The 14882-nt window shown below is 63.6% G+C and carries 17 protein-coding genes; 13 read left to right on the top strand and 4 right to left on the bottom strand.

What is annotated here, in order from left to right; all coding sequences use genetic code 11:
• Nucleotides 1-219 precede the first annotated feature (219 nt).
• From AB4Y34_RS16360 to AB4Y34_RS16320, 9 genes are all read left to right on the top strand, one after another.
• Nucleotides 220-1122 carry a DMT family transporter gene (locus tag AB4Y34_RS16360; RefSeq protein WP_368716612.1) on the top strand — a complete coding sequence of 301 codons (903 nt, stop codon included), beginning with the start codon at nt 220-222 and terminating at the stop codon, nt 1120-1122.
• Nucleotides 1123-1329: 207 nt separating this feature from the next.
• Complete coding sequence (locus AB4Y34_RS16355; RefSeq protein ID WP_217709947.1) at nt 1330-1899, top strand: TIGR00645 family protein; 570 nt, start codon at nt 1330-1332, stop codon at nt 1897-1899.
• 48 nt (nt 1900-1947) lie between these two features.
• Nucleotides 1948-3471: a fumarate hydratase gene (locus AB4Y34_RS16350; protein ID WP_368716611.1), complete on the top strand. Its 1524-nt coding sequence runs from the start codon at nt 1948-1950 to the stop codon at nt 3469-3471.
• A 201-nt stretch (nt 3472-3672) separates the two neighbouring features.
• Complete coding sequence (bfr, locus tag AB4Y34_RS16345; RefSeq protein ID WP_176109072.1) at nt 3673-4152, top strand: bacterioferritin; 480 nt, start codon at nt 3673-3675, stop codon at nt 4150-4152.
• A gap of 125 nt (nt 4153-4277) precedes the next feature.
• Entirely contained in the window at nt 4278-5165 is an 888-nt protein-coding gene (murI, locus tag AB4Y34_RS16340) for a glutamate racemase (RefSeq protein ID WP_176382338.1), read from the top strand.
• 146 nt (nt 5166-5311) lie between these two features.
• The gene (locus AB4Y34_RS16335; RefSeq protein ID WP_176109074.1) at nt 5312-5569 is read left to right on the top strand and encodes a bacterioferritin-associated ferredoxin; all 258 of its coding nucleotides are present in this window, start codon (nt 5312-5314) and stop codon (nt 5567-5569) included.
• Between the two features lie 327 nt (nt 5570-5896).
• Nucleotides 5897-6640, top strand: coding sequence for an energy transducer TonB (locus tag AB4Y34_RS16330; RefSeq protein ID WP_368716610.1), 744 nt, complete (start codon nt 5897-5899; stop codon nt 6638-6640).
• 28 nt (nt 6641-6668) lie between these two features.
• Nucleotides 6669-7400, top strand: a complete 732-nt coding sequence (locus tag AB4Y34_RS16325; RefSeq protein WP_368716609.1) for a MotA/TolQ/ExbB proton channel family protein — start codon at nt 6669-6671, stop codon at nt 7398-7400.
• A gap of 16 nt (nt 7401-7416) precedes the next feature.
• Nucleotides 7417-7836, top strand: coding sequence for a biopolymer transporter ExbD (locus tag AB4Y34_RS16320; protein ID WP_176382344.1), 420 nt, complete (start codon nt 7417-7419; stop codon nt 7834-7836).
• 425 nt (nt 7837-8261) lie between these two features.
• Here the strand turns inward: AB4Y34_RS16320 and AB4Y34_RS16315 are convergent, their stop codons facing one another.
• A complete protein-coding gene (locus tag AB4Y34_RS16315) occupies nt 8262-9269 on the bottom strand; it encodes a LysR family transcriptional regulator (protein ID WP_176123511.1) in 1008 nt (335 codons plus the stop codon).
• Between the two features lie 122 nt (nt 9270-9391).
• On the opposite strand from AB4Y34_RS16315, the gene AB4Y34_RS16310 reads away from it, so the two are divergent.
• The 4 genes from AB4Y34_RS16310 to hemP all read left to right on the top strand — a co-directional run bounded on the left by AB4Y34_RS16310 (nt 9392) and on the right by hemP (nt 11834).
• Entirely contained in the window at nt 9392-10270 is an 879-nt protein-coding gene (locus AB4Y34_RS16310; RefSeq protein WP_176123512.1) for a pirin family protein, read from the top strand.
• Nucleotides 10271-10417: 147 nt separating this feature from the next.
• Nucleotides 10418-10816, top strand: coding sequence for an OsmC family protein (locus AB4Y34_RS16305; RefSeq protein WP_176109080.1), 399 nt, complete (start codon nt 10418-10420; stop codon nt 10814-10816).
• 86 nt (nt 10817-10902) lie between these two features.
• Nucleotides 10903-11388: an SRPBCC family protein gene (locus AB4Y34_RS16300; RefSeq protein ID WP_176109081.1), complete on the top strand. Its 486-nt coding sequence runs from the start codon at nt 10903-10905 to the stop codon at nt 11386-11388.
• Nucleotides 11389-11573: 185 nt separating this feature from the next.
• Nucleotides 11574-11834, top strand: a complete 261-nt coding sequence (gene hemP, locus AB4Y34_RS16295; protein WP_176109082.1) for a hemin uptake protein HemP — start codon at nt 11574-11576, stop codon at nt 11832-11834.
• Between the two features lie 285 nt (nt 11835-12119).
• Here hemP and AB4Y34_RS16290 read toward each other — a convergent pair whose 3' ends face one another.
• The 3 genes from AB4Y34_RS16290 to AB4Y34_RS16280 all read right to left on the bottom strand — a co-directional run bounded on the left by AB4Y34_RS16290 (nt 12120) and on the right by AB4Y34_RS16280 (nt 14804).
• The gene (locus tag AB4Y34_RS16290; RefSeq protein ID WP_176382348.1) at nt 12120-13529 is read right to left on the bottom strand and encodes a 4Fe-4S binding protein; all 1410 of its coding nucleotides are present in this window, start codon (nt 13527-13529) and stop codon (nt 12120-12122) included.
• The gene (locus AB4Y34_RS16285; protein ID WP_176382350.1) at nt 13526-14371 is read right to left on the bottom strand and encodes an FTR1 family protein; all 846 of its coding nucleotides are present in this window, start codon (nt 14369-14371) and stop codon (nt 13526-13528) included. Before AB4Y34_RS16285 ends, AB4Y34_RS16290 begins: the two co-directional genes overlap by 4 nt.
• 100 nt (nt 14372-14471) lie before the next feature.
• A complete protein-coding gene (locus AB4Y34_RS16280) occupies nt 14472-14804 on the bottom strand; it encodes a cupredoxin domain-containing protein (RefSeq protein WP_176382352.1) in 333 nt (110 codons plus the stop codon).
• Nucleotides 14805-14882 lie beyond the last annotated feature (78 nt).

The raw sequence follows: 14882 nt of genomic DNA, 5'->3' as shown, positions 1-14882 counted from the left end.
CCTTAGATCGGGCGAGCCACCGACGTGCTTGAGCGTTGATCAGACGAGATGCGCGCGGAAAAGATCGCCCGTTCTACGGAGCGTTCCATGTTCACCCGCAGCACATCGCATGCCGCTGATGCGAACCCGTTGCACCGTCCGGTCGCCCGTCTTCGCACCCTTACGCCCGGTCGCACGGCCTCTTACAATGCTAACTGAACTAGCCGTCCGGATTCCAGCTTGAATCGCTACGCCCTGCTTCTCATTTCCTCGATGCTGCTGGTCGGCAGCAATGTCGGAATCGGTAAATCGATCGTCGCCTTCGTTCCCGTCCCGCTGTTCGCGCTGCTGCGTTTCGTCATCGCGATGGCCGTGCTATGGCCGCTCCTGCGCGTGACCAAACTGCGCCGCGTCAAACGCGACGAATGGATCAACCTGTTTTTACAAGCGCTATTCGGCACCTTCGGCTTCACGCTGCTGATGCTCAACGGCGTCGCGCGCACCAGCGCGGTCGCGGCCGGCGTGATCACGAGCACGATTCCGGCGGTCGTCGCGTTGCTGTCGTGGCTGCTCCTGAAGGAGCGGCCGGATGGCCGCGCGCTCGCGTCGATCGTGCTGGCGATCGTCGGCGTCGTCGTCATCAATGTCGCGCACGGCCAGGCGGGCGCGTTTGCGACGGCCGGCAGCGGCTCGCTCGCGGGCAACTTCATGGTGCTCGGCGCGGTGTGCTGCGAATCGCTGTACATCATCCTGTCGCGCCGCCTCACGCAGACGCTCGCGCCGATCGACATCTGCGCGTACACGCATCTGTTCGGCCTGTTGCTGATGCTGCCGCTCGGCGCCGGCGCGCTCGCGCATTTCGACTATCGCGCGGTGCCATCGAACGTCTGGATGCTGGTGCTGTGGTACGGGCTGTCGGCCAGCATCTTCTCGTTCTGGCTGTGGATGAAAGGCATCCGCCACGTGTCCGGCAGTCTCGCCGGCGTGTTCAGCGCGGTGCTGCCGGTCGCCGCGGCGCTCTACGGCATCGTGTTCCTCGGCGAACGGCCCACGCTCGCGCACGGCATCGCGCTCGCCTGCGTGGTCGCCGGTATCGGTCTCGCGAGCCTGAAGGCGCGCAGCGTGCCGCCGGTCGCATCGTAGTTCGGGCGTGGCGGGCGCGCTGCCCGCCGCAGAGCAGCAGATTCGACCGACGCTGTACAAGACGGCGCCCGACGCGAGTCTCGCGATCCTCCGATGGCCGCGCCCCGCACCGCCGTCGGCGCCTGGCCCGTGTTCCGTCACCCCCGCTTCATCTGACCGTTGCCTATGTCCGCTTCGCGACCCGCCTCCGCCCGTCCGCGCCGCCCTATGCGCGCGCTGCCCCACCTCGTATTCATGAGCCGTTGGCTGCAGGTGCCGCTGTATCTCGGGCTGATCGTCGCGCAGGCAGTCTACGTCGTGCTGTTCCTGAAGGAAGTCTGGCATCTGGTGTCCGACGCGATGAAGCTCGACGAAACCAGCATCATGCTCGTCGTGCTGGGCCTGATCGACGTGGTGATGATCTCGAACCTGCTGATCATGGTGATCATCGGCGGGTATGAAACGTTCGTGTCGCGCCTCGGCCTCGACGGCCATCCGGACGAACCGGAATGGCTCGATCATGTGAACGCCGGCGTGCTGAAAGTGAAGCTGTCGATGGCGCTGATCAGCATCTCGTCGATCCATCTGCTGAAGACCTTCATCAGCCCCGACCAGAACACGACGCACACGATCATGTGGCAGGTGATCATCCACGTCACGTTCCTCGTATCCGCGCTCGTGATGGCGCTCGTCGACCGCCTCACCACGCACACGCATCCCAAGCATTTCGAAGAGCCCGCGGCATTGCACGCCGTGGGCGGTATCAAGGTTTCCACTCCCCTGAAGGCGCAAGACTGACCGCACGCGCTGCGATCCGAGAATTCGCGCCTCCCCACTGAGCTAGCCATGACCGTCATCAAACAGGAAGATCTGATCCAGAGCATCGCTGATTCGCTGCAGTACATCAGCTACTACCATCCGCTCGACTACATCGAAGCGCTCGGCCGCGCATACGAGCTCGAACAGAGCCCGGCAGCGAAGGACGCGATCGCGCAGATCCTGACCAACAGCCGCATGTGCGCCGAAGGCAAGCGCCCGATCTGCCAGGATACTGGCATCGTCACGGTGTTCGTGAAGGTCGGCATGGACGTGCGCTGGGACGGCGCCACGATGAGCGTCACCGACATGATCAACGAAGGCGTGCGCCGCGGTTATCTGAACCCGGACAACGTGCTGCGCGCATCGATCGTGAGCCCGCCCGAAGGCGCGCGCAAGAACACCAAGGACAACACGCCGGCCGTGATCCACTACGAGATCGTGCCGGGTAACACCGTCGACGTGCAGGTCGCGGCCAAGGGCGGCGGCTCGGAGAACAAGTCGAAGTTCGCGATGCTGAACCCGTCGGACTCGATCGTCGACTGGATTCTGAAGACCGTGCCGACGATGGGCGCCGGCTGGTGCCCGCCGGGCATGCTCGGCATCGGCATCGGCGGCACCGCTGAGAAAGCGATGCTGATGGCCAAGGAATCGCTGATGGACCCCATCGACATTCAGGACGTGATCGCACGCGGCCCGAAGGACTGGATCGAAGAGCTGCGCGTCGAGCTGCACGAGAAGGTCAACGCGCTCGGCATCGGCGCGCAGGGTCTCGGTGGCCTATCCACGGTGCTCGACGTGAAGATCATGGCTGCGCCGACGCACGCCGCGTCCAAGCCGATCGCGATCATCCCGAACTGCGCGGCGACCCGCCACGCGCACTTCACGCTCGACGGTTCGGGCGTCGCCAGGCTCGAAGCGCCGTCGCTCGACGCATGGCCGAAGGTGCACTGGGAACCGAACACGGAAACCAGCAAACGCGTCGATCTGAACACGCTGACGCCGGAAGAAGTGGCCGGCTGGAAGCCGGGCCAGACGCTGCTGCTGTCGGGCAAGATGTTGACGGGCCGCGACGCCGCGCACAAGCGCATCGCCGACATGCTCGCGAAGGGCGAGAAGCTGCCGGTCGATTTCACCAACCGCGTGATCTACTACGTCGGCCCGGTCGATCCGGTACGTGACGAAGCGGTCGGCCCGGCAGGCCCGACCACCGCGACGCGGATGGACAAGTTCACCGAGACGATGCTCGCGCAAACGGGCCTCATTTCGATGATCGGCAAGGCCGAGCGCGGCCCGGTCGCGATCGAGGCGATCAAGAAGCACAAGGCCGCGTATCTGATGGCCGTCGGCGGCGCCGCGTACCTCGTGTCGAAGGCGATCCGCAGCGCGAAGGTGCTCGCGTTCGAAGACCTCGGCATGGAAGCGATCTACGAGTTCGACGTGCAAGACATGCCGGTCACGGTCGCCGTCGATTCGAACGGCACCTCCGTGCACCAGACCGGCCCGAAGGAATGGCAGGCCAAGATCGGCAAGATTCCGGTCGCCACGGCTTGATCAGTCGCAATTAGCGCCACTCGGATCGGTCGAAAAGCCGGGGCTGCGGTCCCGGCTTTTTTTTGCCCCGCATCACGCATGCGCAAGGCGCCGCACGCACGAGGCCGCAAACGCCGCCAAAACTTGTGTCGGATTCTTGGCTTTTTGGGGCATGGCGTTTATTGTTGTTGGAAATTCAAGGTCCCCGAAAAAGGAAATAACATGCAAGGCGACAAGAAGGTCATCGAATATCTGAACGCGCAGCTGAAGAACGAGCTGACCGCGATCAACCAGTACTTCCTGCATGCGCGGATGTACGGTCACTGGGGCCTCGATAAGCTCGGCAAGCACGAGTACGACGAGTCGATCGGCGAAATGAAGCATGCCGACATGCTGATCGAACGGATCTTCATGCTCGACGGTCTGCCGAATCTGCAGGACCTGCACAAGCTGCTGATCGGTGAGGAAACCAAAGAGATCCTCGAATGCGATCTGAAGCTCGAACAGATTTCGCAAAGCACCTGCAAGGAGGCGATTGCCTACTGCGAATCGGTGCGCGATTTCATCTCGCGCGAAATCTTCACGAAGATTCTCGACGACACCGAAGAGCACATCGACTGGCTCGAAACCCAGCTCGATCTGATCGACAAGGTCGGTATCCAGAACTACCAGCAAAGCGCGATGGGCTCGGTCGAGTCCTGAGCGAGGCACCTTGAAGCATCCCGCGAGGTAGCGGCGCGTGGGCGATATACTTGCGCGCTTGCTCGCGCTTTGCCCCTGGCTCCGCCTGTTTCTTCGACCACCACGTCACGCTCGTTTTCTTCACTATGCCCGTCCCCGCGCCGTCCCCGACTGTCCGCAGTGTTGCCGCTGGCGCCGCGTCGCAGGCACCGATCGGTATTTTCGATTCGGGGCTCGGCGGACTGTCGGTGCTGCGCGCGGTGCGCGCGCAATTGCCTGACGAGGCGCTGCTGTATGTCGCCGATTCGCTGTACGCGCCCTATGGCGAGCGTGACGACGACTTCATCACCGACCGCACGCTAGCGATCGGCGAATGGCTCGCCGCACGAGGCGCGAAGGCGCTGGTGGTCGCGTGCAATACGGCGACCGCGCAGTCGATCGCGCTGGTGCGCGAAAAGCTGCCGATTCCGCTAGTCGGCGTCGAACCGGGCGTCAAGCCCGCCGCACTGCAATCCAGGAGCCGCGTCGCCGGCGTGCTGGCAACCCAGGCGACGCTGCGCAGCGCCCGCTTCCAGGGACTGCTCGAACGCTACGCCGCCGATTGCCGCTTTCTCTGCCAGCCCGGGCACGGGCTCGTGCAGGCGGTCGAGCGCTGCGACGTCGGCTCGGCCGAGCTGCGCGCACTGCTGCGCAGCTACCTGCAACCGATGCTCGACGCCGGCGCCGACACGCTGGTGCTCGGTTGCACCCATTACCCGTTTCTCGACGCTGCGATCCGCGACATCGTCGGCGAGCGGCTCGCGCTGATCGACACGAGCGTGGCTATCGCTCGCCAACTCGAACGCGTGCTTGAGCAGCACGGCCTGCGCGCCGCCACGCCGGCCGCAAGCACGCCGCTACCACGCTTCTACTCCACCGACGACGGCATCCATCAGCAGCAACTGGCCGCCACACTGCTGCGGATCGAGGCTGCGGTCGAGCGCGTCTTGATACCCTCCCGCCGCACAGCCGCATCGGATTCCCGCGCCGCCTAGAGCCGGATCTCGCTCATCCGCTGCCCGCTCTTCGGACGAAATCCATTCTAAGAGGCTGGTTTTGTTACAAAAAATCGCAGACGACGCTTGTCAAACGAGCCAAACAAAATGATAATAATTCGCATTAACGTTAGCTGACGCCTGCCATGATCGTCTGTGTTTGCAAATCCGTTTCCGACCGCACCATCCGCTCCTCGATCGCGGACGGCATCGACTCGTTCGACGAGTTGCAGTTTGAACTTGGCGTCGCCTCGTGCTGCGGCAAATGCGAGGAATCCGTGCGCGACGTGATGCTGCAGAGCGGCGTGTGCGCGAGTCGTTGCGGTGTGGTCGAGCGTCATCAGCAAGTGCAGAGCATCGCCGAGGTCGTGCAGGTCACGTTCTACGAGCGCAAGGCGGCCTGAATTAGCTAGCGGGGCGCGGTGCAAGCCGTGTCAGTGTCCCAAAGCCCCTATACTTCATGCGCGTTTAATATAACGCTTAATGCGACATTGACAGTGCCGCATATCTGCAACACAACCGCAGTACAGTCCGCCGTACCGCGTTATCCCACTGCCGTCAGCAAGCCAGTGTTCGTACCAGCCAGCTACCCCGCTCTCCCCTTCGAAAGGAGTTCGAGATGGAATTGCTGATTGGTTTCGTGACTACTTTGTTCATTTCGCTGCTGATTTTCCGAACATGACGATGTCCTGTCCGCCGCGCCGCCCGAACGGTGCGCTGCCACCCTGACCATGCAGGCTCCGCACCCCGTTACCGCAGGCGCCCCGCTGGCGTCGTCCACCCGCCCGAATTCCCGCGTGCTGACGACCACCGCCGTGGTCGCCGCGGTACACGTCGCGCTGCTCGCCGTGAGCATGACGCTGCGTCACGAGCCCGTGCAGGTCGCGCTCGAATCGCACGTGATGACTGCCGAGTTGCTGCCGCCCGCACCGATCGCCGCACCGGCCGCGCTGCAATCGATCGCACCGCCGCCGCCTCAGCCGACGCCGCCCGTCCATACGAAGCCGAAAGTCCAGCCGAAGCCAGCGCCCACGCCAAAGCCGACTCCCACTCCGACTCCGTTGCCCGAGGCCGCTGCGCCGTCGCCGACGCCCGTCGCGGCGCCCGATCCGACACCACCCGCGCCTGCCGCACCGGCGACGCCGCCCGCCGCGGCAGCGCCCGCGATCGGCAAACAGACGATGGACATCAGTGCGCCAAAGAACGTGTCGCATCTCGATTGCAACATCGCACATCCGGACTACCCTGCGCTGTCGCGGCGCCGCGGCGAGGCCGGCACGGCGTATGTCCATTTCGTGGTCGGCCTGACCGGCAAGCTCGAAAGCATCGAGTTGAAGAAGAGCAGCGGCTTTAGCCGTCTCGACGACGCGGCCGTCGCCGCCATGCGCGCGAGCGCCTGCAAACCGTATCTCGAGAACGGCGAGCCCGTCAGAGCCGCGTACACCCAGCCTTTCAACTTCAATCTGACCGACTGAAGCAAGCTTTCAAAAACAAGGAATTGAGATGCAAGACTACGGATTGGCGCACGTGTGGACGCAAGGGGATTTCGTGACGCGCGGTATCGCGCTCGCACTGTTGATCATGTCGGTGATGTCGTGGAGCGTGATCGTCGTCAAGGGGTGGAATGTGGTGCGCCTGAAGCGCCTGACGAAGAACGCCGAGCAGGCGTTCTGGCATTCGGACGACCTCGCCGACGGCGTGAAGAAGCTCGGCGGCGGCGCCTCGACGCCGCATGACAATCCGTTCCTCGCGCTCGCGCTGTCGGGCCAGGAAGCGGCCGACCATCATCACCAGACGCAGCCGCATCTGCATGACCGCATGGACGTGTCGGACTGGATCACGCGCTGCCTGAAAGACACGATGGACGAAAGCGTCGCGCGCATGCAGAGCGGTCTCGCGATTCTCGCGTCGATCGGCAGCACCGCGCCGTTCGTCGGCCTGTTCGGCACCGTGTGGGGCATCTATCACGCGCTGCTCGCGATCGGCGCGAGCGGCCAGTCGTCGATCGACCAGGTGGCCGGCCCGGTCGGCGAAGCGCTGATCATGACCGCGTTCGGTCTGTTCGTCGCGATTCCGGCGGTGCTCGGCTACAACGCGCTGACGCGCGCCAACAAGGCGATCGTCGCGAAGCTGAGCCGCTTCGCGCACGGCCTGCATGCGTTCTTCGTAACGGGTGCCCGTCTGTCGTCGACCAAGCGCGGCGACGGCCTGCGTCTCGCGACCCGCGCCAACTGATCGACGAGGCACTCCAATGGCAATGAGCCCTTTCGCCGGAGACGATGACGACGGCCTGATGAACGAGATCAACATGACGCCGCTCGTCGACGTGATGCTGGTTCTGCTGATCGTCTTCATGGTGACGATTCCGGTGATCCGTCACGCGGCCAAGATCGATCTGCCGCATGCGAGCAGTCAGAAGGAAGACACGAAGCCCGCGCAGGTGACGGTGTCGATCGACGCGGACGGCAACGTGCTGTGGGACAGCACCAAGGTCGACGACGCAGCGCTCGCCGCGAAGATCGCCGCGGCCGCGCAGGCGAGCCCGCAGCCGGAACTGCATCTCGATGCGGACCGCAAGGTGCCGTACGAGAAGGTCGCTCAGTTGATGTCCGCCGCGCAGGCTGGCGGATTGACGAAGATCGGCTTCGTCACGCAGCCCAAAGCGAAGTAACGGGTCGCGTGGCACGCGAAGCAGAACGCTCGTCCACGCGAAAACCCGTTGAAACACGGCCAGAAAGTAAAAGGCCTTCATCGTCGGATGAAGGCCTTTTTTGTGCGCGCTCGGCGCCTTCGGGCGGCGGGATCATTTGCCATCGGCCGAAGACTGATAGCTCTTATCACCGCATGCGAGGGCCGTGGTCGACACGGACAACGCGGTCAGCCCTATCAGGCCCGCTATGATAGCGGCCATGAGTTTTCGCATAGGAGACTCCTTAGCGAAAGGGATTTCACTATATTCCTGTGCGCGCGCGCATTCAAGCAAACGGCCATTGAAAGTAACCATAACAGGCCACGCTTAAATGCTAAAAGCGATTTGCGAAGCGCGATAGCGGCCGCAGCGTACCGTGCGACTCTTGAGTTTCCTCAAGCGCCTGATTAAGCCACCGTCGACGCAACCGGAGCCGCCGCCGCAACCGATGCCTGCGCCACCGTTTTGTTGCCGTGCGCAGGACACTCGCCCATGATGTGCTTACCTTCGTCGGGATCGAGCATCTCGACCAGATAATCGACGAACGCGCGCACGGCCGGCACCATGCCCTGACGCGATACGAACACCGCGTACAACTGCGGCGTCGGAAAACTCCAGCCCGGCATCACGGGTGACAACAGTCCCGCCCTCAACGCGGCGCCATACATCATCTCGGGCAATGCGGCGATGCCGACACCGGCCAGCACCGCCTCGCGAATCGTCATCAGATCGGCGGTCACGAGACGCGGCTCGTGCTCGTGAGCATGGCGCGTACCGTCGGGCGAGATCAGGTTGTACACGTGGCGGCCGTCGCTCGTCGGCACATCGAGTGTTTCGAAGCGGTTCAGGTCGGCCGGCGTCAACGGCGGCGCATTCTGCTGCAGCAGGCTCGGCGCGCCGACCAGCATCTGCTCGGTGCGCCACAGCGGCCGCACGACGATGTTCGCGTTTTCCGGCGGATCGGAACGCACGCGCAGCGCGACGTCGATCGAATCCTCGAACAGATCGACCACGCGATTGGTCACGCGCATCACGACGCGCACTTCCGGATAGCGGTGCATGAATTCCGGTAGGATCGTCGACAGAATCGTCTGCGAGATCGTGACCGGCACGCTGACGCGCACCGTGCCACGCGGCGACGAGCGCAGCTGCTGCACGACATTGACCGCCGCCTGCGCTTCGCTGAGCATCGCCTGACAGTGCTGGTAGAACAGCTGCCCCGCTTCCGTCAGCGCGAGCTTGCGAGTGGAACGCTGCAACAGCCGCACGCCGAGCGACGCCTCCAGCTCCGTGAGCCGGCGCGACAGGCGCGACTTCGAGATGCCCAACACCCGCTCGGCGGCCGAAAATCCGCCATGTTCGACGACCTGCGAAAAGTACATCAGGTCGTTCAGGTTGTGTGAATCGATCTTCATCTCATCGTTCCATAAACAGAACAATCCATTGCTGAGGGGCGGCTGGCACCGCGAAAAACGGTCCCTATAATAGCTCCATGTTTCAGAAATAACGCTATTCCCCATTTTTCGAGGTGATATTGATGACTACGTCACGCACGATCGAACGCACGTTTCCGTCGGTTCGCACGGTGGAAGGCGGCGGATTCGTCGTTCATCGACCGTTTCCGACGCGTCTCCTGATGGACTTCGATCCGTTCCTGCTGCTCGACGAAATGGGGCCGGTCGACTATGCGCCGGGCGAGGCCATCGGCGCGCCCGATCATCCGCATCGCGGCTTCGAGACGGTCACCTACGTGCTCGAGGGCCAGTTCGGCCACAAGGACTCGGCGGGTCATTCCGGCACGCTGCACGCCGGCGACGTCCAGTGGATGACCGCGGGCGCGGGCGTCGTGCATAGCGAAATGCCCGACCCGGAATTCACGCGCACCGGCGGGCGCGTGCACGGCCTGCAGTTATGGGTGAACCTGCCGCGTCGCGACAAGATGATCGCGCCGCGCTACCAGGAGATCCCGTCGGCACGCATCCCAGTCGCGACGTCCGAAGACGGCCGGGTGCGCGTCAAGGTCATCGCGGGCGAAGCGCTCGGCATCAAGGCCGCTATCGAAACGCGTACGCCGATCCTGTATCAGCATTTCTCTCTGCAGCCGGGCGCGACGATCCGCCAGCCGGTGCCGGCCGACTATCGCGTGTTCGCGTATGGGCTGTCCGGCAAGGGCGTGTATGGCGAAGGCGACGCGCGCGCCGACCTCGACGCGCGCACGATGGTCGTGTTCGCCAACGACGGCGACACGGTGACCATCACGGCCGGCGACGAACCGCTCGAAGTGCTGCTGCTCGGCGGCGTGCCGCTGAAGGAGCCGGTGGTGCGCTATGGCCCGTTCGTGATGAATACCGAGGACGAGATCCGTCAGGCGGTGGTCGACTATCAGGCCGGGCGGATGGGCGCGATCACGCATTGACCGGCTAACGCGCGCCGCCAGATCGCCCCTCTCGGGGCGCGAACACTGGTAAATTCGGTCACAATATCGGCTCATGTCGCGCGAGCCGCGTTGATTGCAACAGTCCGAGGCGCGCGACCCAATATGATCGCTATCACAGGAGCGCGCATGGCAGAGCCCACCGTCACCGCCCACATCGGTTCGACGAATTTCCAGGTCGTGTTCGACGACGGCAAGCACACATGGATTGCCGACGAACCGGAATCGCTAGGCGGCGGCGACCGCGGCCCGACACCGGTCTCGCTGCTGCTGTCGAGCCTCGGCGCGTGCACGTCGATCACGCTAAAGATGTACGCGCAGCGCAAAGGCTGGCCGCTCGCGAGCGTACGGGTCAAACTGTCGATGGAAACCGGCGACGCGGGCTCGACGATCGACCGTCAGATCATGCTCGACGGCGAACTGTCCGACGAGCAGCGGGAACGGCTTTTGCAGATTGCCAATGCATGCCCGGTGCACAAGATCCTCACGCACACGATCTCGATCCGCTCCGCGCTCGCCGTCGCTTAACAGGCGCACCAGACGATGCATAGGACGGTCGGACGTCGCCCGTTCGGGCCACGGGCATTGCAATATTTTCATAGGACGCAGTCGACTTGAATTTCGAACACCTCATTCAGATCAACGATCCGTTGAATCCCCTCGTCGAATCGATGACCCGCGAGCAGTTGTGGGAAGGTCTCGTGTTGCGCGCCGAGCAGCCGCAACTGTTCGTGATGGGTCTCGACAGCTGCACGATCCTGTCGCGCGACGGCAATGTGCTCGAGCGTGAGTTGCACTACGGCCAGGCCACCGTGCGCGATCGCGTCACGCTGCAGGAAAGCGACAGCGTGCGCTACGACATCCTGCCGACCGCCGAACACGTTGGCGGCTCACTGACGATGACGATCGAGCAACCCGACGAACTGCAGTTGTTCCTGCGCTTCGAGTACGCAACCACGCTGCCCGTCTCGACGACCGATCAGGACGCCGTGCGGACGCAGGAGATCGTCAAGTCCGCATATCGCGAGAACGATATCGACACGGTGAGACTGATCCGCCAGTACGTCGCGACCAAACAGGAACCGGGACCGTTGCACTGAGAAACCGCGCGGGCGTCTCGCCCGCGCCGCTGCGGGGCCATGTCCAGGATGGCCCCAAGGTCGTCGTCTAGCCGCACATTTCATTCAGCTATCAAAAGTCGAATCCGATGAATTTCTCGCCCTTGTAAATAGGAATAGTTATCATTTAGAATCATCCCATCGAATCGACGAACAGGCTAGAACGAATGACCGATATGACTCGCTCCACCACGCTCAGCCTGCGCCGCTCGGCGGCCGCGCTAACCAGCCGCACGAAGCCGTCGACGACGACCGCGCAAGCGGCGAAGCCCACCGCGGAACGCACCGCCGGCCAAGGCGAGACGGCGGAACGGGTCGTGCGCAGCGACGCGCTGCTGCAAGGCCATAGTCACATCAGCATCGTGCACAACGGCGAGACGTACCAGTTACGTGCGACGCGCCTCGGCAAGCTGATCCTGACGAAGTAGCAACGCAACACGAAGTAAGTACCGGGTATTGTGGGGACCACCTCCCCGAGAGGTGTTAGGCATTAGCCAGCCACGACGGCTTGCACGCGAGAACTAGACCCCTTCGTGCAGACACCAAGCCAGCCGTCGCAGCAAGCCAGGCCGTTTTTTTGGTTCCCACTCGAAAGCGGCTGCGCAACGACGCACATCGCTGAAGATGAAAATGAAAAAGCCGTGGGATGTTGCCATTCCACGGCTTTTTCTTTGCGCTTGCGCCAGCGTTCGCACCGAACACAGGCCAAACACTTACTTCGACGCCCAGCCCCAGAACATCAGCCACCACGCGCTATTGACGACCGCCAGCGCCGCGACGAACCACAGCATCGCCAGTGCGCGCTGCACGAAGCGCTCGCTATAGCGACGCGTGACGAGCCACGCGAGCCATGCGCTCCACGCGCTGGCAATCACGAGAATCGCGATGCGCAGATCCGCCGCCCACCACAGTGACACGTGCTCGGCGCGCAGCAGCGACAGCGTCGTCGCCGACAAACCGAGGAACACACCCGCGCCCGCAATCGGAATCAGCCCCTGCGTCAAGTGATGCAACCGCGTTGCGTTGAAGCGCCCGAGCATGCGCGTGGCGCCCGTCAGCAACAGCAGCAGCGCGGTGCCATAGACGAGCGCCGTCGCGAGGATGTAGCCGATCAGCAGCGAGCCGTCGAGCCACGAGAACACGTCGTTCTGGTCGGGGTAATGCGTGAACAGGAACCACGGGGCATTGGTGTCGAGCGGCCACGTGATGTCGTGATCGACGAGCCAGGTCGCCGCGAACATCTTCAGGTCGATGAACCAGCGCGACGCGGTCCAGTGGAACGCACCGATCGCGATGCCGAGCAGGCCGTACAGGATCAGCGCGGTGTCCCACGGATTCGCCTTTTTGTCGCCCAACTGCACGACTTCCGTCGACGGCTTGCGCCACGTCAGCTCGATCGCATCACGGTGTCCGCTGCAGCGGCCGCACATATGGCAGTCGGCCGCGCCCTTCATGTTGCGCAACGGCACGAGCGGCGCGCAGTTGATCGGAATCACCCGGTGCCCATGCTCGCCGTTGGTGTACGAACGGCGCCACGCGTCTTCGTCGACCTTGTAGTGAAACGGCGCGAGGCGCGCCAGAAGCGAAAAAACCCCGTTGACGGGGCACAGGTATTTGCACCAGACGCGCTTCTCGCGTCCGTACAGCAGACCGATCACGATGGCCGCGAAAGTCGAGCCGCCGAGCACCAGCAGCACCGCCTTCGGATACTGGTAGACGCTCACCATCTGGCCGTAGATCGTCGTGATTCCGAACGCAACGAAGGGCCAGCCGCCCCAGCGCATCCAGTGCGGAATCGCGCGGCCGCGGCCGTACTTGCTCGCGAACTCGGCGAGCGCGCCCTCCGGGCACAGCACGCCGCACCAGACGCGGCCGAGCATCACCATCGACAGCAACACGAACGGCCACCAGATGCCCCAGAACACGAACTGCGCGGCGAGCGTCAGGTTGCTCCACAGATGCGCGGTATCGTCCGGCAGCGGCATCAGCGCGGGCGCGATGATCAGCAACGCGTACACCGCGACCACGACCCATTGGATGCCACGAATCACCGCGCCATGGCGCTGCATCCACTGGCCGACCGCCGCGAGGCGCCCCGGCCGCGAAGCCATCACGGCGCTCATGCCGCGCGCCCTGCTGTTTGCTGCGCGGGCTTGCGAGTGGCGCGGCGCAACAGCAGATAAACGACTGCCCAGTAGACGGCATAGGCAAGCAGATTCATCAGTGCCGGATGCGCACGGTAGCCGGTCAGCGTCGCGACGAGCGAACCGAAGGTGCTCGAATCATCGAGGATCGCCGACGAATTCCACAGCTGGTCGACGAGCGTCGGCAGGATTTCCTTGTCGATCAGCTTGTCGATGCCGGTCTGGAACAGCCCCGCGCCGAGGAACAGCAGCATGATTTCGGTGACGCGGAAAAAGACCCGCCACGAGATGATCTTGCCGCCGAGCTGCAACACGTAGAAGGTCAGGAATGCGAGCGCGAGACCGATCGCGACAGCGAGCATCTGGCTGCCGTCGACATGACCCGACTGGCCGAAGCCGAGGCCGTACAGGAAGATCACCGTTTCGCTGCCTTCGCGCGCGATCGCCAGCGCGACCAGCAGCGCGACACCCCACCAGTTCGAATCGCGCTTGCTCTTTTGCAGCGACTGTTCCATGTCGCGCTTCAGCGTGCGGCCGTGCTGCTTCATCCACAGCACCATCTGCACGATCAGCACGCAGGCGATGAGCACCATCGCGGTCTGGAAGTAATCCTGCGCGTCACCGGAGAGCACCTCGGTGAAGCCGACCAGCGCCGCGCCGAGCGCGACCGCCGCGATCACGCCGGCCGCCAGGCCGCCCCACAGGTACGGCAGGCCGCGGCGCGCGTCGTCGTCGCCATTTTTCAACCACGCGTACAGGATGCCGACAACCAGCAGCGCTTCGACACTTTCCCGCCACACGATGAACAGAATCTGACCCATTCAAGCTCTCCCTTCGATCCTTCTACTGCCCGCTTCCGTTGTCTCGCTCGAACGACAGCACCCGCTTCCCGCGGCGCTCGCCGCCGATCGAGACCACTGCTTACTTCGCGACGATCACGCCCTGCGCCTGCTGGTGAAAGTCGTCGAAAAACTTGTATTCGCCCGGCTCCAGCGGGGCGATCACGACGAACGAATCGGCGCCCGGCGCCAGCACCTTCTCTTTACGCAATTGCACGCTTTCGAATTCCGCCGCGCCCTTGCCGGTGTTACGCACTTCGATCTTGATACGCTGCCCCGCGGGCACTTCGATGCGGGCCGGATTCAGCTTGCCGTCGTTCATTTCGAGCTTGAAGGTCGGCAGGTCGGCTGCGTGACCCGTGGCCGCCAGGCAAAACGTGGCGGCAAGCATCGTGATTTTTCGGTTGATTCCCATTGCCCTTTCCGGAAAACGCGACCCGCCGACGCCGGGTATCACACCGACTGTCCGCGCGCCGTCTGCTGCATTCACTGA

Source organism: Paraburkholderia sp. BR10954 (assembly GCF_040965775.1).
GTDB classification, from domain to species: Bacteria; Pseudomonadota; Gammaproteobacteria; order Burkholderiales; family Burkholderiaceae; genus Paraburkholderia; species Paraburkholderia youngii.
This window is presented reverse-complemented; position numbering and strand designations above follow the sequence as displayed.